Source organism: Pseudomonas sp. AC172 (assembly GCF_979258595.1).
In genome coordinates this window covers 1,070,928-1,093,990 of record NZ_OZ409868.1, presented here as the reverse complement: position 1 = coordinate 1,093,990, position 23,063 = coordinate 1,070,928, and the positions used below count along the sequence as shown (strand labels likewise).

At 60.4% G+C, this 23,063-nt stretch carries 18 protein-coding genes and 3 tRNA genes; all 21 read right to left on the bottom strand.

Annotated features, from left to right (window positions below; all coding sequences use genetic code 11):
• Positions 1-26: 26 nt before the first annotated feature.
• Entirely contained in the window at positions 27-998 is a 972-nt protein-coding gene (locus ACZ0A4_RS04960; RefSeq protein ID WP_463573359.1) for an XdhC family protein, read from the bottom strand.
• A 1-nt stretch (position 999) separates the two neighbouring features.
• A complete protein-coding gene (locus ACZ0A4_RS04955) occupies positions 1,000-2,235 on the bottom strand; it encodes a c-type cytochrome (protein ID WP_463573358.1) in 1,236 nt (411 codons plus the stop codon).
• A gap of 2 nt (positions 2,236-2,237) precedes the next feature.
• Positions 2,238-2,777, bottom strand: coding sequence for a (2Fe-2S)-binding protein (locus ACZ0A4_RS04950; RefSeq protein WP_122609025.1), 540 nt, complete (start codon positions 2,775-2,777; stop codon positions 2,238-2,240).
• Positions 2,770-5,601, bottom strand: coding sequence for a xanthine dehydrogenase family protein molybdopterin-binding subunit (locus ACZ0A4_RS04945; RefSeq protein WP_463573357.1), 2,832 nt, complete (start codon positions 5,599-5,601; stop codon positions 2,770-2,772). The genes ACZ0A4_RS04950 and ACZ0A4_RS04945 overlap by 8 nt, the downstream gene beginning before the upstream one ends.
• A gap of 503 nt (positions 5,602-6,104) precedes the next feature.
• Positions 6,105-6,181: transfer RNA gene (locus ACZ0A4_RS04940), tRNA-Asp, on the bottom strand.
• A 93-nt stretch (positions 6,182-6,274) separates the two neighbouring features.
• Positions 6,275-6,351: transfer RNA gene (locus tag ACZ0A4_RS04935), tRNA-Asp, on the bottom strand.
• A 55-nt stretch (positions 6,352-6,406) separates the two neighbouring features.
• A tRNA-Val gene (locus ACZ0A4_RS04930) sits at positions 6,407-6,482 on the bottom strand.
• Positions 6,483-6,698: 216 nt separating this feature from the next.
• Positions 6,699-7,475 (bottom strand): SDR family oxidoreductase, encoded by a 777-nt coding sequence (locus ACZ0A4_RS04925; protein WP_463573356.1) that lies wholly within the window; start codon positions 7,473-7,475, stop codon positions 6,699-6,701.
• Positions 7,472-8,683 carry an O-succinylhomoserine sulfhydrylase gene (locus ACZ0A4_RS04920; RefSeq protein ID WP_064116804.1) on the bottom strand — a complete coding sequence of 404 codons (1,212 nt, stop codon included), beginning with the start codon at positions 8,681-8,683 and terminating at the stop codon, positions 7,472-7,474. Before ACZ0A4_RS04920 ends, ACZ0A4_RS04925 begins: the two co-directional genes overlap by 4 nt.
• 73 nt (positions 8,684-8,756) lie before the next feature.
• Positions 8,757-10,262, bottom strand: coding sequence for an amidophosphoribosyltransferase (gene purF / locus ACZ0A4_RS04915; RefSeq protein ID WP_007913462.1), 1,506 nt, complete (start codon positions 10,260-10,262; stop codon positions 8,757-8,759).
• A gap of 41 nt (positions 10,263-10,303) precedes the next feature.
• The gene (locus ACZ0A4_RS04910) at positions 10,304-10,864 is read right to left on the bottom strand and encodes a CvpA family protein (RefSeq protein WP_007913461.1); all 561 of its coding nucleotides are present in this window, start codon (positions 10,862-10,864) and stop codon (positions 10,304-10,306) included.
• A gap of 98 nt (positions 10,865-10,962) precedes the next feature.
• Complete coding sequence (locus ACZ0A4_RS04905) at positions 10,963-11,613, bottom strand: SPOR domain-containing protein (RefSeq protein WP_463573355.1); 651 nt, start codon at positions 11,611-11,613, stop codon at positions 10,963-10,965.
• Complete coding sequence (gene folC / locus ACZ0A4_RS04900) at positions 11,597-12,904, bottom strand: bifunctional tetrahydrofolate synthase/dihydrofolate synthase (protein WP_463573354.1); 1,308 nt, start codon at positions 12,902-12,904, stop codon at positions 11,597-11,599. The genes ACZ0A4_RS04905 and folC overlap by 17 nt, the downstream gene beginning before the upstream one ends.
• Positions 12,901-13,821 carry an acetyl-CoA carboxylase, carboxyltransferase subunit beta gene (gene accD, locus ACZ0A4_RS04895; protein WP_007913458.1) on the bottom strand — a complete coding sequence of 307 codons (921 nt, stop codon included), beginning with the start codon at positions 13,819-13,821 and terminating at the stop codon, positions 12,901-12,903. The genes folC and accD overlap by 4 nt, the downstream gene beginning before the upstream one ends.
• A gap of 204 nt (positions 13,822-14,025) precedes the next feature.
• Positions 14,026-14,652 carry a phosphoribosylanthranilate isomerase gene (locus ACZ0A4_RS04890; protein ID WP_463573352.1) on the bottom strand — a complete coding sequence of 209 codons (627 nt, stop codon included), beginning with the start codon at positions 14,650-14,652 and terminating at the stop codon, positions 14,026-14,028.
• 65 nt (positions 14,653-14,717) lie between these two features.
• Positions 14,718-15,542, bottom strand: coding sequence for a tRNA pseudouridine(38-40) synthase TruA (gene truA / locus ACZ0A4_RS04885; RefSeq protein ID WP_171057367.1), 825 nt, complete (start codon positions 15,540-15,542; stop codon positions 14,718-14,720).
• Positions 15,543-15,812: 270 nt separating this feature from the next.
• Positions 15,813-18,458, bottom strand: a complete 2,646-nt coding sequence (locus tag ACZ0A4_RS04880) for a motility hub landmark protein FimV (RefSeq protein WP_463573351.1) — start codon at positions 18,456-18,458, stop codon at positions 15,813-15,815.
• A 208-nt stretch (positions 18,459-18,666) separates the two neighbouring features.
• A complete protein-coding gene (locus ACZ0A4_RS04875) occupies positions 18,667-19,677 on the bottom strand; it encodes an aspartate-semialdehyde dehydrogenase (protein ID WP_463573350.1) in 1,011 nt (336 codons plus the stop codon).
• A gap of 248 nt (positions 19,678-19,925) precedes the next feature.
• Positions 19,926-21,038, bottom strand: a complete 1,113-nt coding sequence (asd, locus tag ACZ0A4_RS04870) for an aspartate-semialdehyde dehydrogenase (protein WP_007913448.1) — start codon at positions 21,036-21,038, stop codon at positions 19,926-19,928.
• Positions 21,039-21,104: 66 nt separating this feature from the next.
• Entirely contained in the window at positions 21,105-22,187 is a 1,083-nt protein-coding gene (gene leuB, locus ACZ0A4_RS04865) for a 3-isopropylmalate dehydrogenase (RefSeq protein ID WP_463573348.1), read from the bottom strand.
• A gap of 54 nt (positions 22,188-22,241) precedes the next feature.
• Positions 22,242-23,009 carry a class I SAM-dependent methyltransferase gene (locus tag ACZ0A4_RS04860; protein ID WP_463573346.1) on the bottom strand — a complete coding sequence of 256 codons (768 nt, stop codon included), beginning with the start codon at positions 23,007-23,009 and terminating at the stop codon, positions 22,242-22,244.
• Between the last annotated feature and the right edge of the window lie 54 nt (positions 23,010-23,063).

Genomic DNA, 23,063 nt, shown 5'->3' with positions numbered 1-23,063 from the left:
CGGCCCTCTTCATTGAAGGACAGAACTCAGAGCTGGTCGCGAGCAATGCCGCTACGGATCCGTACAATATCCGCCAGCACCGCCAAGGCAATTTCTGCCGGCGTCTTGCTGCCCAGGTTCAGACCAATCGGCGCATGAATCCGCACCAGCTCACTCTCCCCCAGCCCACCAATCCGCCGCAGGCGTTCGAAACGCTTCTGCGAAGTCTGCAACGAGCCCATCACGCCGATGTAGAACGCCTCGGTGCGCACCGCTTCCATCATTGCCAGATCATCGATGCGCGGATCATGCGTTAACGCCACGACCGCCGTATCACGATGACAGCCACCGTCGGCAATAAACACCGACGGCAATTGCCGACGAATTTCCACGCCATCCAGCACTATGCCTTCAAGCACCTCATCACGCGGATCGCAGAGAATCACTTCAAACCCGAGGCCGACGGCAAATTCGGCACACGCCTGTGCCACGCTGGAATAACCGGCGAGCAACAAGCGCTGCGCCGCGCCAACGCGAATCCGCACCCGATCAATCTCGCGCTCGATCCGCGCACCCTGCTCGCGATCAGCGAACAGACTGCGCGCACCGCTGGCCAGATCGACCTCGCGAATCAAGCGACGCTGACCGAGCAGCGCCGACTCCAATTCACGCAGATGCGCCTGCACCTCGCAGTCAGCGTCAAATTTCTCAACCAGCACATCGAGAATGCCGCCACAGGGCAGACTGACCCGCGAGCGCGGATCGTCGCCTTCGCCGTAACGCACGACGTTGACCGCATCGAGAAACGCACCTTCGGCGACGCGTTCAAGGAAATCTTCCTCGACGCAGCCGCCGGACAGCGAGCCGATCCACTGTCCGCCATCGTTCACCGCCAGCAGCGAACCCGGCGCACGCGGTGCCGAGCCGTAAGTCGTCAGCACGGTGCAGAGCCAGATGCGCTGCCCCGCCACCGACCACTCCAGCGCGCGGCGCACCACTTGTAGATCGAGATGCTGCATGTCAGTGCGCCTTGTGCTCGATGGACGGTGCGTCGGCTTGCAGTTTCTGCACGTCGCTCACCGCCAGTTCAGCCGACTGACCGCCCCAACCTTGACGCAAGTAGTTGAGCAGATCGGTCAGCTGTTCAGGACTGAGCTTGTCAGCGAAACCCGGCATTGGTTGCATGTGCTCGAACCCGGAGAACTTCTGTTCGCCAATACCATCCTCGATCACCCGCAACAGATTGCGTGGGTCTTCCAGACGCAACGTAGTGTTGCCGCGCATGGCCACCGCAATGTGCGGCTTGCCCTCGCCACCGACCGCATGGCAACCGGCGCAGACGTTCAGGTATTCCTGCTGACCGCGCTGGGCGCTGGCGCTGAGTTTCTCTACTGGCACTTCGACGAGGGCTTTGGCGGCTGGCGGTTTGTCGCCGAGCAGGAACGTCGCCATCGCTGCCAGATCGGTATCGTTCAGGCCTTGGGTGCTGTTGTGAAACACCGGGAACATCTCGTTGAACATCGTCCCTTGCGCGCTCATGCCGTGCTTGAGAAACGTGCTCAGATCCTGCTCGTTCCAGCCGCGAGCGGCGAGATCAGTGGCTAGCAGGCTCGGCGCCAGATAACCATTGAGGATGCCGCCGGTGAGGCGTTTATCCAACTGCATCGCACCTGGCAGGCCGCGCGGCGTGTGGCATTCGCCGCAATGACCGAGCACTTCGACCATGTACTGGCCGCGCTTCCAGGCTTCACTTTTGCCTTCGGCCGGCTCCAGTTTCAGCGCTTTGCCGTACATCATGTTCCAGCCGATCAGCCCAGGACGCACGTTGAACGGGAAGCTCAGGCTGGTGACCGGTGCTGCGCGCTCGATCGGCTCGATGGTTTTCAGGTACGCATGAATCGCATCCGAATCTTCACGCGGCATCAGGTGATACGAGGTGTACGGCATCGCCGGATAGAGGTTCGCGCCATCACGACGTTTGCCCTCGGTCAACGCAGCGAAGAACTCGTCATCGTTGTACAGACCGATGCCGTGCTCCTTGCTCGGCGTAATGTTGGTGCCGTAGATCGTGCCGAACGGCGAGACGATCGGCAGCCCGCCGGCAAACGGCGCGCCGCCCGGTGCCGTGTGGCAGGCCATGCAGTCAGCGGCGCGGGCGAGATACTCGCCGCGCTTGACCTGATCATCGGCGTGGGCAAACAACACCGGCGCAGCCAGGCCGACTGCCAAGGCCAGGCGGGTCAGAAAAAGCTTCATGCTTAACCCTCCTTGACCAGGCCGAGATCGGTCAGCACGTTGCGGGTGGCGTTGTAATAACGCACGTACCCGGTGCAACGGCAGACGTGATGGCCGAGACTGTCCTCGATGACTTGCTCGAGTTTGCTTTGCACGGTCGGCTGACGTTGCAGCTTTTCAACCAGTACGGTCGCGGCGTTGACGAAGCCCGGTGCGCAGTAGCTGCACTGAAAGGCGAACTCATCAACGAAGCGCTGCTGGATCGGGTTCAGCTCGGTAACTTGACCCGCCTCGTCACGCTTGGCGTGAGATTCGATGGTGCGGACTTTCTTGCCCTCGAAGTAATGCGCGCCAGTGATGCAGGTGCGCACTTCTTCGCTGGTGCCGTCCGGGTTATCGACGATCACCACGCAGGCGTGGCAGATGCCCTGGCCGCAGCCCAGGCGCGAACCGGTGAGGTTTTTGTATTCGTGCAGGTAGTCGATCATCGGCAGGTCATCAGGGATGTCCACCGGGCCGACGGATTGACCATTGAGGGTCAGTTGAAGCGGACGGTTAGCCATTGAGGGCCTCCTTGATGCGCGCAGCAGTGATTGGCAGGTCGCGAACACGTTTACCGATGGCGTGCGCCACGGCGTTACCGATGGCACCGACAATCGGGATCATCACCACTTCGGCGATGCCTTTGGACGGATCACTTGGCGACAGTGCCGGGAGAATCTCCGACGTCTGTTTCCACACGGCAACGTGACGGGCCATCGGCAGGCGATAACGGTTGAAGTTCCAGTCACCCTCCCCCGGTCCACCTTCGTACAGCGGCATCTCTTCCATCAAGGCGTGGCCGATGCCCATGGCGATACCGCCCTCGAGCTGGCCCTTGACCAATTCTTCGACCAGCACACGACCGCACTCCACCCACGAATGGTGGTTGAGCACTTCGACTTCGGCAGACCCCTTGTTGACCTTCAGCTCGACCAGCGTGGCGACCGGGCTGTAGTAAGTCACCGCGGCGTTGTTCAGTTGGACAACCGGGTAATTGATGTTCTGGCGATCCAGCAAGTGGAAACCAGCGGTGTTCATCAGCGCTTTCTTCGCCTTTGGCGCACCATCGCCATATTTCACTGCCAGACCATCCAGCGGCAGACGCTCGCGCACGCCATCGATGCTGTATTCGGCCTCAGCCCAGCTCCAGCGGTTGAACGCGTGAACGGTGGCGCCGGTGACCAGACCACGCTCGTGAGCGTGTTTGGCCAGCTCTTCGAAGGTCAACGGCTGCATGCCGTTGGCGGTGAGCTTGCCGTCAACCCAGTGCGCATCTTCGCGACGCACCACGTAAGGGTTGGCTTGACCGCCGTAAGGGCCCTGACGCCAGATTTCCATGGCCGCCGGCCACAAACCGTTGTTGAACAGCACGCGTGCCGCTTCACGGGTGGCGTGGCTGAAATAGTAGGCAGAGTTAGTCGCCGACGAGGCCGAAGCCAGTTTGCCGACCCAACGTGGGTTGCGCAGCAGGTTGTCCTGCTCGGCCTGGCTCATGATGTAAGGGTTGCCGCTGGTGATCAGTTGCATTTCCTTCCATTCGGTTTCGCCGGTCTTCACTTCGTGCGCCGGGCTGCCGAGGAAATCGGCCACCACCAGGGCTTGCGAGGTGGACATGCCGGTGCCGATTTCGATACCGATATGACGCAGGGTAATGCGACCGTCGGCAGTGAATTCGATGCTGGCCATCGGCGCTTCGGAACCGGTGCCGAAGTCTTTCTGGCAAATGGCGAAACCGACGCCGTACCAGTTGTCCGGGTCGGCGGCTTCGCGCTGTTTCTTGATCGCGTCGCGGTTTTTCCAGACTTCGTGCACCGAGGCCTTGTCGAGAATCTCGTGCAGGCGCAAAGCACCGGCCGGGATCGCGCCCTGAGTGTTTTTCATGCCCGAACGCAGGGCGTTCTTGCGACGCAGGTCGATGGCATCGACACCGAGGCGATTGGCGATTTCGTCGACCATCATCTCGGTCGCCGCCATGCTTTGCAGGGTGCCGTAACCGCGCATCGAACCCGCCTCAACACCACGCGAGTGGTAAGCGGTGACTTGCAGGTCGTTCTGCGGCATGTAGTAGATCGACTGCGCCGCCGTGGCGCCAACTGCCGCTACGGACGGGCTGTAGTTGATGCGGCCGCCACCGTCGACGCTCATTTCGGCGCGGAAAATCTTGAAGCTGTAGTCGTTCTTGTCCACGGCCAACTGATAGCGAATGTCGAACGGGTGACGCTTGATGCCACTCTGGAATTGTTCATAGCGGTCGTTCGCCAAACGCACTGGCACACCGGCGCCGTACAACGCGGCGAGGGCTGCGTAGTAGACGAAGATGTTGTGGTCTTTGGAACCGTAACCCACGGTGTAACCCGGGTGCATGTTGAGGTTGGCCAGGCCGAAGCGCGACGGCGCGATCATTTTCGCGGTTTCGGTCGCCGCTTCCAATGGGCACTGGGTAGCCACCACGAAGTGCAGGGTTTTGGTTTTCGGGTCGTACCAGCCGTTGCCGTTATCCGGTTCCATGGCGGCCGGTTCGATCGACGGGGTTTTGTAGCGCTCGTCGAACACCAGCCAGTTGTCCGGCGGAGTATCGATCTCTTTCTTCATGCGGTCAGCGTAGAACAGGCCACGCTCGGTGAGGTTGCCGTGCAAGTTCGGCTGGGAATTCCATACCGGACGACGGTTCTTCAGCATCGGGAACAGGATCGAGTCCTTGAGGCTGGCGAATTCGTCTTCGTCGGCCGAGGTCGGACCACCCACGCGCACGTAGCGGAAGCTGCCGTAGGGATCGCCTTCGTAGTACGGCACTTGTGCACCGTAACGGATTGCTTTGTCATTGAATTTGAGTTTGTTCTTCGCCTGACGGAAACGCTCGAAATCGTTCCAGATCAGGATCGCCACCGGGTGGCCGATGAACATCGGTACTTTACCTTCCGGCAACAGCGGATCAGGGGCGTGCTCTTCCGGAAAGACGATGCCGTCCTTGTCCAGATCAGCGGCGGTGACGATACGGTCCGGCTGCAAATCGGCGCCGAGCCACGACAGGTCGTAACCGGCGTAGATGCGGTCAGCCTTGATGGTTTTCAGCAACATGGCGTGGCCTTGCTGTTCAGGCCAGCCCGGCATGTCCCTGGAGCGGATGTCGCGGGCAAAAACCTTGCTGCCGCAGACCTTGGAGAGTGCGTCGTTACGCTGACGCGCCTTGCCGTTGTTGCCGAGCCACTTCTCGGACGGCACGGTGACAGTGTTTTCCATCAAGGCAGCCAGCGCCTGACTGCTGAGCGGCGTGAGCGTGACGCTCACCCCCGCCACCAGCCCGCCCTGTAGGAACGAGCGCCGGGATATTTCACGGTTGGACATGGATCATCCTCTGGGCGGTTATGTGTCCGCCCTTCTGGTTATCTACTGGGGAATCTCGAGTCTTGCAGAAGCCCTTCTTGGCTAAACAAAGGGCGTGTTGACAGTGCAAAGCTGACCGAAAGGTTAACTTTAAAGGTTTCTGCGCTCGCAGCAAACAACCAGTTACAAAAATTTGACTAAAGAATCAAAAAATCAATGCGACGTGGCACCGCATCTAGACCGCAGAGATAACTGGGCACGCCCATGTGGGAGCGAGCTTGCTGGCGAAAGCGTTGTGCCAGCCAATGCAAATTTTGAATATGCCGACGCCTTCGCGAGCAAGCTCGCTCCCACAGGGATTTGTGCAGGGCACAGGATGGAGGGGATAGAAGAAAAAAGCGGAAAAGCCAAATTTCAGACACAAAAAACCCCGGTCTTTCGACCAGGGTCTTTGCTATCGATTCCGAACCAGCCAATGGCTGTTTTCGGTGCTTCAAGGCGTTCAGTGGTCCTTGGAGCAGATATGGCGCAGCGGACGGGACTCGAACCCGCGACCCCCGGCGTGACAGGCCGGTATTCTAACCGACTGAACTACCGCTGCGTATCGCTTTGAGCTTACGCTCAAGTAACTCGTTTTGACTGAAAGCTTCGGTGCTTTGCAATCGCGGACCAGACAAGCCTGATCCGTAAAATATGGCGCAGCGGACGGGACTCGAACCCGCGACCCCCGGCGTGACAGGCCGGTATTCTAACCGACTGAACTACCGCTGCGCGTCGGTGCAGGCACTTTCAGCCTACGCTCTTGCTTACGCAAGTCTCTCGGGAGTGGTGGGTGATGACGGGATCGAACCGCCGACATTCTGCTTGTAAGGCAGACGCTCTCCCAGCTGAGCTAATCACCCGTTTGCATCTCCGAGGCCGCGAAATTTACGCAGGTAGCGAACCTAAGTCAATAGCAGGATTGAAGTTTTTCTAAAAAAGACGAAATTGTTTCCATCCTGCAAGACCGCCATCGCGAGCAAGCTCGCTCCCACAGGGGATTGCATTCCAAATGTGGGAGCGAGCTTGCTCGCGACGACGGCAGTCCATTCGACGCAAATTCAGAAAAAGAACACGATTTATTCGCTGTAGATCATCTTCTTGGTCATGCCGCCATCTACGACGAATTCCTGCCCGGTGACAAACCCGGCATTCCTCGACAGCAACCAGGCGACCATCGCCGCTACGTCTTCAACCGTCCCTACCCTGCCCGCTGGATGTTGAGCATGATCGGCATCGGCCAAAGGCTCGGCCCGACGCGCAGAGGGATCACGCGCATCGATCCAGCCCGGACTGACGGCGTTGACGCGAATCTCCGGACCCAGACTGATCGCCAGCGCATGCGTCAGCGCCAACAATCCACCCTTGCTCGCCGCATACGCCTCAGAGTCCGCCTCCGACTGCCGCGCACGTGTCGAGGCCAGATTGACGATCGCACCGTTGTGCGCGCGCAGGTACGGCGCACAGTGTTTGGCCAACAGCATCGGCCCACTTAGGTTTACCGCCAGCACGCGATTCCAGTAAGCCAGATCGAGGCTTTCCAGAGTGATGTTGTGCGGATCGGCGACCGCCGCGTTGCAGACCAGCGCATCGAGACGACCAAACTGCCCCAGCACTTCGGCAACGCCGAGCGCTACCTGGCCCTCATCGGCAACATCCATCGCGATGAACCAGGCGTTTTCGCCCAGTACCTTCGCCACTTTCGAACCGCGCGCACGATCCAGATCCGTCAGCACGACTTGCCAGCCTTCGCTGATCAGCCATGCCGCAATCCCCAGACCGATACCGCGCGCGGCACCCGTGACCAGCGCAACGCGGCCATGGGTACCGGCTTTAGGGGTCGACAACTCGATCACAGCGCTGCCAGACCGCGCGCCAGGTCGGCTTGCAGGTCGGCCACGTCTTCCAGACCGACCGCAATGCGGATCAGGCTGTCACGGATGCCCGCTGCTTCACGCTCCTGCGGCGCCAGACGGCCATGGGAAGTGGTGCTCGGATGGGTGATCGTGGTTTTGCTGTCGCCGAGGTTGGCGGTGATCGAAATCAGGCGAGTCGCATCGATAAAGCGCCATGCACCCTCTTTGCCACCCTTGACCTCGAAACTCACGACCGCACCAAAGCCCTTCTGCTGACGCTGAGCCAGTTCGTGCTGTGGGTGACTCTTGAGACCGGCGTAATGCACCTTCTCGATGCCATCCTGCTGCTCCAGCCATTCGGCCAGCTCCTGGGCGTTGGCGCAGTGCGCCTTCATCCGCAGGTTCAAAGTTTCCAGTCCTTTGAGGAAGATCCACGCATTGAACGGGCTAAGGGTCGGCCCGGCAGTACGCAGGAAACCGACGATTTCTTTCATCTGCTCACTACGACCGGCGACCACGCCGCCCATGCAACGGCCTTGGCCGTCGATGAACTTGGTTGCCGAGTGCACAACAATGTCAGCACCCATTTTCAGCGGCTGCTGCAAGGCAGGCGTACAGAAGCAGTTATCGACCACCAGCATCGCGCCTTTGGCGTGCGCGATTTCCGCCAGCGCGGTGATGTCGACCAGCTCAGCCAGAGGGTTCGACGGCGATTCGACGAAGAGCAGTCTGGTGTTCGACTTGATCGCCGCATCCCAACCCGAAAGGTCAGCCAGAGGCACGTAATCAACTTCCACGCCAAAACGCTTGAAGTATTTTTCGAACAGGCTGATGGTCGAACCGAACACACTGCGCGAGACCAGCACGTGATCACCCGCGCTGCACAGGCTCATCACTACCGCCATGATCGCGGCCATGCCGGTTGCGGTCGCAACGGCCTGCTCGGCGCTTTCCAGCGCGGCAATGCGCTCTTCGAACGCGCGCACGGTCGGATTGGTGTAACGCGAGTAAACGTTGCCCGGCACTTCGCCGGCAAACCGCGCGGCCGCATCGGCAGCCGTGCGGAACACGTAGCTGGAGGTGAAGAACATCGGATCACCGTGCTCGCCTTCCGGCGTACGGTGCTGACCGGCACGTACGGCCAGGGTATCGAACGCTACGCCTTCGAGGTCGCTGTCCAGCCGACCGGCATCCCATTCCTGACTCATGCTGTCACTCCTTGCCCTGTTCGCAAAAATTGAAATTCAGATACAAAACCGGCCCCTCAGGGCCGGTAGAAACTCAGTTGTTGTACAGATCGATGATCGCACTGACCGCCTGGGTCTTGATCTTCGAGGAGTCGTTACGCGCCTGTTCGATCTTGTTCAGGTATGCCTCATCGACGTCACCGGTGACGTACTTGCCGTCGAACACTGCGCAATCGAAGTTCTCGATCTTGATCTTGCCGCCGCCGACCGCTTCGATCAAGTCAGGCAGGTCCTGATAGATCAGCCAGTCAGCACCGATCAGATCCGCCACGTCCTGAGTCGAACGGTTGTGTGCGATCAGTTCGTGCGCGCTCGGCATGTCGATGCCGTAGACGTTCGGGAAGCGAACCGCCGGAGCGGCCGAGCAGAAGTAGACGTTTTTCGCGCCGGCTTCGCGGGCCATCTGGATGATCTGCTTGCAGGTGGTGCCGCGCACGATCGAGTCATCGACCAGCATCACGTTCTTGCCGCGGAATTCCAGTTCGATGGCGTTGAGCTTCTGACGTACCGATTTCTTGCGCGCCGCCTGGCCCGGCATGATGAAGGTACGACCGATGTAACGGTTCTTGACGAAACCTTCGCGAAATTTCACGCCCAGGTGGTTGGCCAGTTCCAGTGCCGCCGTACGACTGGTGTCCGGAATCGGGATAACCACGTCGATGTCGTGCTCTGGACGCTCGCGCAGGATCTTCTCGGCGAGCTTCTCACCCATGCGCAGACGGGCCTTGTAGACCGACACGCCATCGATGATCGAATCCGGACGCGCCAGGTAGACGTGTTCGAAGATGCACGGAGTCAGGGACGGATTGGTCGCGCACTGACGGGTATGCAGCTTGCCGTCTTCAGTGATGTAGACCGCTTCACCCGGGGCCAGGTCGCGAATCAGGGTAAAACCGAGCACGTCCAGCGAAACGCTTTCCGAGGCGATCATGTACTCGACGCCTTCGTCGGTGTGACGCTGGCCGAACACGATCGGACGGATGCCATGCGGGTCACGGAAACCGACGATGCCGTAACCGGTCACCATCGCCACAACGGCGTAACCACCGACACAACGGTTGTGCACGTCGGTCACGGCGGCAAACACGTCTTCTTCGGTCGGCTGCAGCTTGCCGCGCTGGGCCAGCTCGTGAGCGAACACGTTGAGCAGCACTTCCGAGTCGGAACTGGTGTTGACGTGACGCAGATCGGATTCGTAGATCTCTTTGGCCAACTGCTCAACGTTGGTCAGATTACCGTTGTGCGCCAGAGTAATACCGTAAGGCGAGTTGACGTAAAACGGCTGGGCTTCGGCCGAAGTCGAGCTGCCCGCAGTCGGGTAACGGACGTGACCGATCCCCATGTGGCCGACCAGACGCTGCATGTGACGCTGCTGAAACACGTCACGCACCAGGCCATTGTCCTTGCGCAGGAACAACCGGCCATCATGGCTGGTAACGATACCGGCAGCGTCCTGGCCGCGGTGCTGGAGCACGGTTAGCGCGTCATACAGCGCCTGATTGACGTTCGACTTACCGACGATACCGACGATGCCACACATGCGACGCAACCCCTACTTAATGGATCTGAACTGAACAACACTCACTGAGGCGTTTTCGCCGACGGCAAGAGTTGCTCCTTGAACGGAATATCAGCGGGTACGCTGATTCCGCTGGCAAGCCACTGACTGCTCCACCCGAGAATCAGGTTTTTGGACCAATCAGCGACCAATAGAAATTTTGGAACGAGCTGTGATTCTTTCCACCACCCGTCCTGCTGTACCGGCCCCAGGCTCAACAGCCCGACCGCCACGACCACCAGCAACACGCCACGCGCAGCACCGAAGGCCATGCCGAGGAATCGATCGGTCCCGGACAATCCGGTGACGCGAACCAACTCGCCGATAAGATAATTGATCATTGCGCCCACGATCAGTGTGGCGACAAACATGATGGCACAGCCCGCGATCACGCGAGCCGATGGGGTTTCGATGTATCCGGCGAGGTACTCGGACAATGAGCCACCGAACATCCAGGCGACGACTCCTGCGATGATCCAGGTCACCAGCGATAATGCTTCCTTGACGAAGCCGCGGCTCAAACTGATCAAAGCGGAGATGGCGATGATTGCAACGATCGCCCAGTCAACCCAGGTAAATGGCACAGTGCAGCCTACAGACGGATAAGGCGGCGCATTTTAGCAGAGCGCATGCCTCTCGGTAAGCTGCGATTGTCAGTGCATTTCAATCGAGGTGATAGTTTTTAGCCGCGCTCGGGCTGGAAGCGCACAACAAAACCCTTGAGGTTCTGCTGACGGCCCAACAGATCACGCAGACGATCAGCCTCGGCACGCTCGATCAACGGGCCGACAAACACCCGATTCTTGCCATCGGCGGAGCGAATGTAAGCGTTATAGCCTTGGGTGCGCAGGGTTTTCTGCAGACTCTCAGCGCTGGCACGACTCGACAGACTGGCCAGTTGCACCGACCAGCTCACCGACAGGCCGTTGGCATCGACCCGACTTTGCGTGGTGTCAGGCTTGCTCGACGCCGCAGTAATCGGCTGGGCAGGTGCAGGAATCGGCTTGGCCACTGCAGGCGGCGCAACAGGCTTGGTGATCATAATAGGAGCCGTCGGCGCCGGTGCGACAGGCGCAGCAGGCGCCGTGTCTTCGGCGACTTCTTCATCCGTTGGCACTGGCTCCTGCGGCAAGGCTTGCGGCTCAGGCACGGCCACCGTTTCCATTTGCACTTGCGGCATGGCAGGCGCTTGCGGAGCTGCCGGCGCCTCAACGGTCACCTGACGCTGCTCGTCCTGACGGGAAAACAGCATCGGCAGGAAGATCACCGCCAGCGCAACCAGCACCAAAGCGCCAACCATGCGTTGCTTGTACGCTTTATCCAGCAAAGCCATTTGCCGCTTCCTCCGTGGAGCGCCGGGCCAGCCATTCAAGGGCCTCGGCGACACAATAAAATGATCCGAACAACAGAATCTCGTCGTCGCTGCCAGCCACGGCGCACTGCCCTTCCAGGGCGGCCGCAACACTGTCGTAAGACGTGACCGCAGCGCCAAGGTTCTGCAATGCAGCGTTTAATTCAGCCACTGGACGTGTGCGCGGCGAATCCAGCGGCGCAACGGCCCAATGCTCGACACTAGCATTCAATTCGCCGACAACACCATCCAGATCCTTGTCCGCCAGTAGACCGAACACTGCCAGACGCTTACCGACAGGCGGCCGCGAGGCCAAACGACGGGCCAGATACTCGGCGGCATGCGGATTGTGCCCAACATCCAGCAACAAATTCAGGCGCTTGCCGCTCCACTCGAACGTGCGGCGATCAAGTCGACCAACCACGCGAGTCGCCTGCAACGCCGCCACAATCTGTTGCGAATCCCACGGCAAACCGAGCAGCAGATACGCCTGCAACGCCAGCGCGGCGTTTTCCATCGGCAGATCGAGCAGCGGCAGGTCACGCAACTCAACAGCCTGACCGCGCGCATCGGTGCCACGCCATTGCCAGTGCTGATCAGTAATGCCGAGGTCGAAATCACGCCCACGCAAAAAGAACGGGCAAGCCAGTTCACGCGCCTTGTCGAGCAGCGGTTGCGGAGGATTCAGATCGCCGCACAAGGCAGGTTTGCCGTGACGGAAAATCCCGGCCTTCTCGAAAGCCACAGATTCGCGGGTGTCGCCCAGATAATCGGCATGATCGACGCCAATGCTGGTAACCAGCGCGATATCGGCATCGACCACGTTGACCGTGTCCAGACGCCCACCCAGACCGACCTCCAGCACCACCGCATCAAGCCCGGCCTGTTGAAACAGCCAGAACGCCGCGAGGGTGCCCATTTCGAAGTAAGTCAGGGAAGTGTCGCCGCGCCCGGCCTCGACCGCCGCGAAGGCCTCACACAGCTGTGCGTCAGTCGCTTCGACGCCATTGATCTGCACCCGCTCGTTATAACGCAGCAGGTGCGGGGAATTGTAGACACCAACGCTCAGGCCCTGCGCGCGCAGCAATGAAGCCACAAAAGCGCAGGTGGAACCCTTGCCGTTGGTGCCGGTGACCGTGATCACCCGAGGCGCCGGCTGGCCCAGCCCCATGCGGGACGCTACCTGTTGCGAACGCTCCAGACCCATGTCGATGGCCGACGGATGCAACTGCTCAAGGTAGGCGAGCCATTCGCCAAGGGTGCGCTCGGTCATAGGCCAGCAGGTACCGGTGGAACCACGATCGGCTCGATTGGCGCGGCGACGAATTTCGGCGTCGGCTTGCCAGTCATCTGTGCCAGCAGATTACCCAGACGCGGGCGCAGTTCCTGACGGTGGATGATCATGTCGATCGCGCCGTGCTCCAGCAGGAATTCGCTGCGCTGGAAGCCTTCCGGGAGCTTCTCACGCACGGTTTGTTCGATAACGCGCGGGCCAGCGAAGCCGATCAGGGCTTTCGGCTCACCGACGATCACGTCACCGAGCATCGCCAGACTTGCGGAAACACCGCCGTACACCGGGTCGGTCAGTACGGAGATGAACGGAATGCCCTCTTCACGCAGACGCGCCAGCACAGCCGAAGTCTTGGCCATTTGCATCAGCGAGATCAACGCTTCCTGCATGCGCGCACCACCGGAGGCGGCGAAGCAGATCATCGGGCAGCGGTTTTCCAGCGCGTAGTTGGCGGCGCGCACGAAGCGCTCACCGACGATGGCGCCCATGGAACCGCCCATGAAGGCGAATTCAAAAGCGGAGACCACCACTGGCATGCCCAGCAAGGTGCCGCTGACGGAGATCAGCGCGTCTTTTTCGCCGGTCTGCTTCTGTGCAGCGGTCAGGCGATCCTTGTACTTCTTGCCGTCGCGGAATTTCAGACGGTCAACCGGCTCCAGATCGGCGCCCAGCTCGTTGCGACCTTCGGCATCGAGGAAGATGTCGATGCGCGCACGTGCGCCGATGCGCATGTGGTGGTTGCATTTAGGGCAAACGTCCAGGGTCTTTTCCAGCTCTGGACGATACAACACCGCCTCGCAAGACGGGCATTTGTGCCACAGACCTTCAGGGACCGAGCTCTTTTTGACCTCGGAACGCATGATCGAAGGGATCAGTTTGTCTACTAACCAGTTGCTCATGCTTTCTTTCTCCAGTACCGGCGGCCCGAACGCTCTGGTTCGCAGCCCCGCGTATGCCCTTCAGCTAAATTCATGTGTGTGGCGATGGTTGCCGGACTGCCACGATCAGCGCTAAACATGACCTGCGTGCGATCCAGAAACCCTCAGCCGCGCCTGCTTTGTGCAAGTGCATTGATGGACGGCGGCAGACTGCCAGCCGTCACATCAATATGGCGCTTTGCGTACCGCGTTGATGAACGCGTGAATCTTTGCGTGATCCTTGATGCCCTTGCTCGCCTCAACCCCACCGCTGACGTCTACCGCGTACGGTTTCACCCGAACCACGGCGTCTGCAACGTTCTCCGGGGTCAAACCACCGGCCAGAATCAACGGTTTGCTCAAACCTTGCGGAATCAATGACCAGTCGAACGCCTCACCGGTTCCGCCCGGCACGCCTTCAACGTAGGTATCGAGCAGAACTCCGCTGGCGCTGGGATAAGCGTCAACGGCAGCCGCTATGTCATCACCGGCCTTGACCCGCAACGCCTTGATGTAGGGACGATGCCAGCCTTCACAATCTTCAGCAGTTTCATCGCCATGGAACTGCAACAAATCCAGCGGCACGGCATCGAGGATTTCCCCCAACTCGCAGCGGCTGGCGTTGACGAACAGACCCACGGTGGTCACGAACGGCGGCAATGCCTGAATAATCGCCCGCGCCTGCTGTACGGTTACCGCTCGTGGACTCTTGGCGTAGAACACGAACCCGATCGCATCTGCCCCGGCCTCAACGGCGGCCAGCGCATCTTCTATGCGGGTAATCCCGCAGATCTTGCTGCGAACGGCTGACATATCGAGAAAAACTCCGAGGCAAAAACCGGGAAAGTCCCGGATGGTAACAAAAGCGCTCAAGGGCGTCAGCCGTCAAGTTCGGAGAATCCCGTAAGGAAATGCGGCCCGATAAAACGCTCGGGCAACGGGAATTCATCGTGATACTCGACCTGCACCAGATACAGACCGTAAGGATGCGCCGTAACGCCACCGGAACGGCGCTCGCGACTTTCCAGCACTTCCTTCATCCACTCCACCGGGCGCTCGCCAGCACCGATGGTCATCAGCACACCGGCGATGTTGCGCACCATGTGATGTAGGAAGGCATTGGCGCGGATGTCGAGCACGATCATCTTGCCGTGACGGGTCACGCGCAGGTGATGCATCTTCTTGATCGGCGACTTGGCCTGGCACTGGCCGGCGCGGAACGCACTGAAATCGTGGGTACCAATCAGGTATTGCGCGGCCTCGGCCATACGCTCGACGTCCAGCGGACGATGGTTCCAGGTGATTTCTTCGTTGAGATGCGCCGGGCGGATCTGATCGTTATAGATCACATAGCGATAACGCCGGGCGATGGCTTTGAAGCGCGCATGAAAATGCGCCGGCATCACCCGCGCCCAACTGACACTGATGTCGTGAGGCAGATTGATGTTGGCGCCCATGACCCAAGCCTTCAGCGACCGATCGACCGTGGTGTCGAAGTGCACCACTTGTCCGCAGGCGTGCACGCCAGCATCGGTGCGCCCGGCGCACTGCAAGGAAACCGGCGCGTTGGCGACTTTCGACAAGGCTTTTTCGAGCTCTTCCTGCACCGTTTTCACACCGGTCAGCTGACGCTGCCAGCCGCTGTAGCGCGAGCCTTTGTACTCAACGCCCAGCGCGACGCGGTAAAAGCCGTCGGGGGCCATTTCGGCGACCGGGTTATCTATGTTTGCCAAGGTGGGACAGCCTGCTGTTTGTGCAAAGGCGGGCATTATAAGGCTGTGGTTCAGGGATGCCAGAGGGTTCTCCGTCGCCTGAAACACTGCTTTCGCGAGCAAGCTCGCTCCCACAAGGGAAATGCATTCCAAATGTGGGAGCGAGCTTGCTCGCGAAAGCGCTGGATCAGACACCACTGGATCCGGCACAAACAAAAACGGCAGCCTCACTGGGCTGCCGTTGTTTGTTTACCGCTGGACTTACGCCAGGTTCGAGAGCATTTCCTTGGCCTCGCCACGCTGCTTCTCGTCACCTTCGGTCAACACCTCGTTGAGGATGTCGCGTGCGCCGTCGCTATCGCCCATATCGATGTAAGCCTGAGCCAGATCGAGTTTGGTCGCAGCTTCGTCAGTGCCGGCGAGGAAGTCGAAATCGTCTTCGCCCAGATCACCACCGATTGCCGCATCGGCTTCGGTGAAGGTCGGTTCGGCAATGGTTTGCGACAGACGATCCAGCTCGGCATTGACGTCGTCCAGCTCGGCGGCAAATGCATCAGGCTCGGCCGGTGGGTTGGAATCCATCTCGTCCGCCAGCGACAGATCGAAATCGGCCGGCAGTTCCAGATCGTCTTGCGGCACGTCAGCCACGACTGGCGGCTCGACCGGCGACAGATCCTTCACGCCATCGTCCAGATCCAGCAGGAAGTCGTCTTCAGCCAAGGGGGCTGGCGACGGTTCGGCGCCGAGATCCAGATCCAGGTCGAAGTCCGACAGATCATCCAGGTTCTCTTTGATATCAGTCTGCTGTTGCAGCACCGATTCGAAGCTCAGGTCATCGTCGGACGGGAACTCGTCCAGCTCGACCGGCGCTTCAGGCTCAACCACAGGCGCAGGCTCTACCGGGGTGATGTTGTCGAGATCGTCCAGGCTCAGATCAAACGCGCTGTCCAGATCGTCTTCCACTGGCGCCGGCTCAGGCACTTCAGGCTCATCCAGCAGCAGATCCTTGACGTATTGCGCGTCCAGCTCGGCAGCCACGGCAGCAGCGGCCAGACCCGCCGCAGCGACGACGGCCATAGCCGGGAAGCGGCTTTTCAGCTCTTCGACCTTGGCGAAGTTGTCGCCATTGGCCACCAGTTGACGTTCCTGAGCGACGAACGCATCGCGGTCGCCCTGCTGACCGTAAACTTCCATCAGTTTCAGACGCAGATCACTGCGCTGCGGCTCCAGGCTCACGCCCTCTTCCAGCAGTGCGGCTGCCTGATTCAGGCGACCGGCGTTGATGTGCGATTGTGCCTTGTCGAGCACGTCATCGGAACGCTCGGCGGCCGGCGCCACCAGCGGCGCAGCAATCGGCTCGGCCATCACGATCGGGGCGACTACCGGAGCCACTACGGGGGCCGGAGCAGGTGCTGGTGCCGGGGTGTTGAGCTTGACGCTCGCCGCCGGGGTTTCCAGACCTTCGAAGCTGCTTTCCGGCAGATCCTGCTCGGCGGAGAACTCTTGCTCCTCCGACAGGGCACGGGCCATGCGCAGATGTTTCTCGGCTTCCTGCTGAGCTTTGCGGCGACGCGCCAGCAACAACAGCAGGAGCAGAAGAACCACAGCGCCGCCACCGATCAGCCCCAGCAGGATCGGGTTGGTCAGCAGCTCATTGAAGGTTTTCTCTTCATCGACCGGCGGCTTCGGCGCGACCACTGGCTCAACTGGCGTTTCAGCCGGCGGCGCAATGGCAGACTCTGGCGTCGGCGCCGCTTCTGCCGGCGTGGCTGGCGGTGTGGCAGCCAGTTCAGCCGTGATCGCAGGCACCGCCGGTGCAGCAGCGTTGGCGGCTGGCGCAGCGCCCGCCCCTTCAGCCTGCAGTTTTGCCAGCTGATTGTTTTTCAGCTCGATCAGTTTTTGCAGCTTGTCCATCTGGCTTTGCAGATCGGACATACGGCTTTTCAGTTCCTCGTTATCACGACGGGTCGTGTCGAGGCTTTCCTGAGTCACCGCAAGCTTGTTGCTCAGCGCCTTGGCGTCACCCGCCGGGCCTTTGCCGCGGGCCTTGGCGCTTTCTGCGGAAACCAGGCTCAGATTGTCCTGGGCGTTCTGTGCTGCACCGGTATTGCCGCGACCACGGTTGGTCGCATCGAGTTGCTGCTGACCGGTGCCTGGCTTGGCCACATAACGACGGCCCGAGCGCCAGGCTTCGTTCTGCGCCGCGACTTCGGCAATCGCCTTCGACTGTGGCAGCGCAGTGCTTTGCACGGAATCCGGCAGGCGCAGCACCTGACCGGTTTTCAGGCGATTGATGTTGCCGCCGATGAACGCATCCGGGTTCAGCGCTTGAATGGCCAGCATGGTCTGCTGCACCGAGCCGCCGGTACGCGCCTTCGCGGCGATTTCCCACAGGGTATCGCGCGGCGTGGTGGTGTATTGCGTCGGGTGCGTGGCGCCAGTGGTCGGTGCGGCGATGGTCTGCGACGGCGCCGGTTGTGCGGCGGCATCAGCGGTCTGCGGCGAGAATTTCGACGGATCGAGCAGCACGCTGTAATCGCGCAGCAAACGGCCGTTCGGCCACATCACCTGCACGAGGAATTTGACCATCGGTTCCGACAGCGGCTTGCTCGAGGTCACGCGCAGCACGCTTTTGCCACTGGCGTTGAGTACCGGGGTAAATGTCAGATCATTGAGGAAGGACTGGCGGTCGACGCCGGCCTTGGCAAAGTCTTCAGGTGAAGCCAGGCTCGGCACCACTTCGGCAGCGGTGAGATCCTTGACGTCGAGCAGCTCGATTTCAGCCACCAGCGGCTGGTTCAGGGTCGACTTCAGGGTCAGCTCCCCGAGCCCGAGGGCATGCGCCATACCGGAGGACAGCGCCGAGGCGGCCGCTATTGCTAACACCAGTTTGCGAACTTGAACCATAGCCTCATCCTTTGTTTGAACGTTCCTCGGCCAGCGAGAAGATGTTGAATACCGCTGCCGTAAGGCATTGCGCGCGACGACGACAGATGTCGCGCGCGATCATTTCTTTGATGCCCCGGAAAGTCCCGGAGGGTGACACGTTATCAAGCAATCCGGGCAAGCATAGCGCTCACCTAGAATCAGTCGACAAATTGTTGCCAAGTATCTTTTACAGCAGGTCTTTTATCAACAATTCAGCCACCTGCACAGCGTTAAGGGCCGCGCCTTTGCGTACGTTATCTGACGCCAGCCACAGATTTAGTTCCGCCGGGTCGTCGACACCGCTGCGCACGCGACCGACATAGACAACATCCTGCCCTACCGCGTCACCGACTGCTGTCGGGTAATCACCGGCCTCAACCAGCTCAATGCCCGGCGCTGCTTCGAGTGCCGCGTTGACTTTTGTCAGGTCGACAGCCGACGTTGACTGCAAGGTCACGCTAAGGCTATCGCCAAAAAACACCGGGGCTTGAACGCAAGTTGCGGAAATCTTTAATAAAGGCTTGGCCAGCACCTGACGCAACTCGCGGACCAGACGTTTTTCCAGCAGCGTATGACCCTGCGCGTCGGGCGTGCCGACCTGAGCCAGCAAGTTGAACGCCATCTGCCGATCGAAGAAAGTCGGCTCCAATGGGCGCATGTTCAGCAGCTCGGCGGTCTGCCGCGCCAGCTCGGTCACGGCTTCGCGGCCTTGGGCGGAAACCGCCAGATTGGCCGTGACGTTGACATATTGCAGGTCGATCAGCTCGAGCAGCGGCGCCAGTACCACAGCGAGCGAAGTGGCCGATGGGCTTGGGCTGCTGACTTGAAACGGCGCCTTCAAACCGGCGAGCACTTCGGCATTGGCCTCCGGGACGATTTGTGGCGCCTGATCGGCCGGCAAGGCGCCGGACAGATCGATCAGCGAGCAACCAGCGGCATGGGCACGCGCGGCATAGCTCAGGGTGATGGCCGGGCCGGCGGCGAAAAATACCAGTTTGACCTTGCTGAAATCGAACTCGTCGACTTCACGCACGCGCACGTTCTTGTTGCGGAACAGCACCGAGCTGCCAGCAGACTCGCTGCTCGCCAGCAGGTGCAGGTTGCCGACGGGGAAGTCGCGTTCTTCGAGAATCTGTACGAGGGTTTCGCCGACAGTACCGGTGGCGCCGATCACGGCAATATCTAAGGTCTGGGTCATGGTGCGAGCCTCTGGCGAAACGGGGGGAGCGGCACTTTACCGGGTGACTGGCGCACAGGCAATTTCTGCGGGATTTGCGGCGACTGCGCCGGCCCCTTCGCGAGCAAGCTCGCTCCCACAGGGAAATGCACTTCAAATGTGGGAGCGAGCTTGCTCGCGAAGGCAACAGAACAGACACCCTAGAAACTCCAGGCATAAAAAAACCCGCACCTCTCACAAGGCACGGGCTCTTTCATCACTTCAAGCAATCAACGCTCAAGCAAAATCCGCAGCATGCGACGCAGCGGTTCGGCCGCGCCCCACAGCAGTTGGTCGCCGACGGTGAAGGCACCGACGAATTGCGACCCCATGTTCAGCTTGCGCAGACGCCCCACCGGAACATTCAGCGTGCCGGTGACCTTGGTCGGGCTCAGCTCCTGCATGCTGATCTCGCGCTGGTTCGGCACCAGTTTGACCCAAGGGTTGTGCTGGCTGATCAGCCCTTCGATATCGGCGATCGGTACGTCTTTGTTCAGCTTGATGGTCAGCGCCTGGCTGTGGCAACGCATCGCACCGATGCGCACGCAGATGCCGTCGACCGGGATCGGGCTCTTGAAGCGACCGAGGATCTTGTTGGTCTCGGCCTGGGCTTTCCACTCTTCGCGGCTCTGGCCGTTCGGCAGTTCCTTGTCGATCCACGGGATCAGGCTGCCGGCCAGCGGTACGCCGAAGTTTTCGGTCGGGTACGCTTCGCTGCGCATGGCATCGGCCACGCGACGATCGATGTCGAGGATCGCACTGGCAGGATCGGCCAGTTGATCGGCGACAGCGGCGTGGGTCGCGCCCATTTGCTTGATCAGTTCACGCATGTTCTGCGCGCCGGCACCCGAGGCCGCCTGATAGGTCATGGCGCTCATCCACTCAACCAGACCGGCTTCGAACAGACCGCCCAGGCCCATCAGCATCAGGCTGACGGTGCAGTTGCCGCCGATGTAGTTCTTGGTGCCCGCGTCGAGTTGCTGGTCGATGACCTTGCGGTTGACCGGATCGAGAATGATCACTGCGTCATCGTTCATGCGCAGGCTCGAGGCCGCGTCGATCCAGTAACCCTGCCAGCCGGCTTCGCGCAGCTTCGGGAACACTTCGCTGGTGTAGTCGCCGCCCTGGCAGGTCAGAATCACGTCGAGGGTCTTCAGCTCATCAATGCTGTAAGCATCCTTGAGCGGAGCAATGTCCTTGCCCACGGACGGGCCTTGGCCACCGACGTTGGAAGTGGTGAAAAACACCGGCTCGATTAGATCGAAATCCTGCTCTTCCAGCATCCGCTGCATGAGCACGGAACCGACCATCCCGCGCCAACCGATCAGACCTACACGTTTCATCGCAACTACACCTTCTTGAAAAGTGGGCCGCTGCTTTGTATTGAATTTCGCAGCGGGCCCGAGAGATTACAGATTCCGCAGCGCGGCGACTACTGCGTCGCCCATTTCCTGCGTACCGACTTTGCTGCAACCGGCCGAATAGATGTCACCGGTGCGCAAGCCTTGATCCAGCACCACGCTCACGGCTTTCTCGATGGCATCGGCCGCGTCGTGCAGATTGAAGCTGTAACGCAGCATCATCGACACCGACAGAATGGTTGCCAGCGGGTTGGCGATGCCTTTGCCAGCGATGTCCGGAGCGGAACCGTGGCAAGGCTCGTACATGCCCTTGTTGTTGGAATCCAGCGAGGCCGACGGCAGCATGCCGATGGAACCGGTGAGCATCGACGCTTCGTCGGACAGAATGTCGCCAAACATATTGTCGGTGACGATCACGTCGAACTGCTTCGGCGCGCGCACCAGTTGCATGGCGGCGTTGTCGACGTACATGTGGCTCAGTTCGACTTGCGGGTAATCCTTGGCCACTTGTTCGACCACTTCACGCCACAATTGGCTGGAGGCCAGCACGTTGGCCTTGTCCACCGAGCAGAGCTTTTTGCCACGCACCATGGCCATGTCGAAACCGACGCGGGCGATGCGGCGGATTTCGCTTTCGCTGTACGGCAGCGTGTCGTAGGACTGACGCTCGCCGTTTTCCAGTGTGCGGGTGCCGCGTGGCGCGCCGAAGTAGATACCACCGGTCAGCTCACGGACGATCAGGATGTCCAGACCAGCGACGATTTCCGGCTTCAGGCTAGAAGCGTCAGCCAGCTGCGGGTACAGGATCGCCGGACGCAGGTTGCCGAACAGGCCCAGTTGCGCACGGATTTTCAGCAGGCCGCGCTCAGGGCGGATGTCGCGTTCGATGGCGTCCCATTTCGGGCCACCGACGGCGCCCAGCAGCACGGCATCGGCAGCACGTGCGCGGTCGAGGGTTTCGTCGGCCAGCGGCACGCCGTGCTTGTCGATGGCGGCGCCACCGATCACGTCATGGCTCAGCTCGAAGCCCAGGCTGTATTTGTCGTTAGCCAGTTCCAGCACCTTGACCGCTTCGGCCATGATTTCCGGACCAATGCCATCACCTGGGAGAATCAGAATCTGCTTGCTCATGCTTTCCTCGTGTCTTGAGTCGGTGCGCCATCTGAGGCACGCCCGGAAAAATTCTTATCGCTCAGCCATCAATACGATTACATCTGTACTGAACGAGCCGTCGGCATCAATCTCAAAATATTCGCGCACTTCGTTGCCCATCGACTGCTGCAACTGGCGGATCGCCGCGCGCATCACCTCAGGCGTGCGCATGCGCTCAACCCAACTGCTGTACTCCAGACGCAGGCGCTGACGCGTGGTGCTGCGCACATGCAAACCGGCCTCGCTGACCTGCCGTAGCCACTCAGCGGCGGAATAATCGCGCACATGGCTGGTGTCGCGCAGCACTTCGACGCTTTGCAGGTAAGTGTCGAACAACGGACTGCCCGGTGACAACACGTCAACGAACGCCGCCACACCGCCCGGTTTCAGCACCCGACGCACTTCGCGCAGGGCCACGCCGAGATCGCTCCAGTGATGCGCCGAATAACGGCTGAACACGAAGTCGAACTCGCCATCGGCAAACGGCAAGCGCTCGGCGGCGCCGTTCACCGTGGCAATGTTGCTCATCCCGCGGTCAACGGCAGCGGCGGCGACCACGTCGAGCATCTGCTGTGACAGGTCGTAGGCGACCACTTCCCTGACCAGCGGTGCGACATGGAAACTGACATGACCGGCGCCGCAACCCAGATCCAGCACCCGGGCGTCGCCCTGCCCAGCCAGCTCAGCTTGTAGCAGTGCGAATTCGGTGCCCTGAGCGTGAACGGCGCTGCTCAGGTAGGCGGCGGCCTGTTCACCGAATTGCTTTTGTACGACCTGAGTGTGTTGGGCGGTGCTGGTCATGGTCACATCCTTCTGGGTTTTAGCCTTGTATTGCCTGGACTACCGCCTTCGCGA

Coding starts and splice junctions, on each gene's coding strand:
- ACZ0A4_RS04905 (WP_463573355.1), bottom strand. CDS start 11,613: ATGGCTTTGCTGGATAAAGCGTACAAGCAACGCATGGTTGGCGCTTTG.
- ACZ0A4_RS04860 (WP_463573346.1), bottom strand. CDS start 23,009: ATGACCAGCACCGCCCAACACACTCAGGTCGTACAAAAGCAATTCGGT.
- purF (WP_007913462.1), bottom strand. CDS start 10,262: ATGTGTGGCATCGTCGGTATCGTCGGTAAGTCGAACGTCAATCAGGCG.
- ACZ0A4_RS04950 (WP_122609025.1), bottom strand. CDS start 2,777: ATGGCTAACCGTCCGCTTCAACTGACCCTCAATGGTCAATCCGTCGGC.
- ACZ0A4_RS04960 (WP_463573359.1), bottom strand. CDS start 998: ATGCAGCATCTCGATCTACAAGTGGTGCGCCGCGCGCTGGAGTGGTCG.
- accD (WP_007913458.1), bottom strand. CDS start 13,821: ATGAGCAACTGGTTAGTAGACAAACTGATCCCTTCGATCATGCGTTCC.
- ACZ0A4_RS04945 (WP_463573357.1), bottom strand. CDS start 5,601: ATGTCCAACCGTGAAATATCCCGGCGCTCGTTCCTACAGGGCGGGCTG.
- truA (WP_171057367.1), bottom strand. CDS start 15,542: ATGGCCCCCGACGGCTTTTACCGCGTCGCGCTGGGCGTTGAGTACAAA.
- folC (WP_463573354.1), bottom strand. CDS start 12,904: ATGACCGAGCGCACCCTTGGCGAATGGCTCGCCTACCTTGAGCAGTTG.
- ACZ0A4_RS04920 (WP_064116804.1), bottom strand. CDS start 8,683: ATGAGTCAGGAATGGGATGCCGGTCGGCTGGACAGCGACCTCGAAGGC.
- leuB (WP_463573348.1), bottom strand. CDS start 22,187: ATGAGCAAGCAGATTCTGATTCTCCCAGGTGATGGCATTGGTCCGGAA.
- asd (WP_007913448.1), bottom strand. CDS start 21,038: ATGAAACGTGTAGGTCTGATCGGTTGGCGCGGGATGGTCGGTTCCGTG.
- ACZ0A4_RS04875 (WP_463573350.1), bottom strand. CDS start 19,677: ATGACCCAGACCTTAGATATTGCCGTGATCGGCGCCACCGGTACTGTC.
- ACZ0A4_RS04890 (WP_463573352.1), bottom strand. CDS start 14,652: ATGTCAGCCGTTCGCAGCAAGATCTGCGGGATTACCCGCATAGAAGAT.
- ACZ0A4_RS04880 (WP_463573351.1), bottom strand. CDS start 18,458: ATGGTTCAAGTTCGCAAACTGGTGTTAGCAATAGCGGCCGCCTCGGCG.
- ACZ0A4_RS04955 (WP_463573358.1), bottom strand. CDS start 2,235: ATGAAGCTTTTTCTGACCCGCCTGGCCTTGGCAGTCGGCCTGGCTGCG.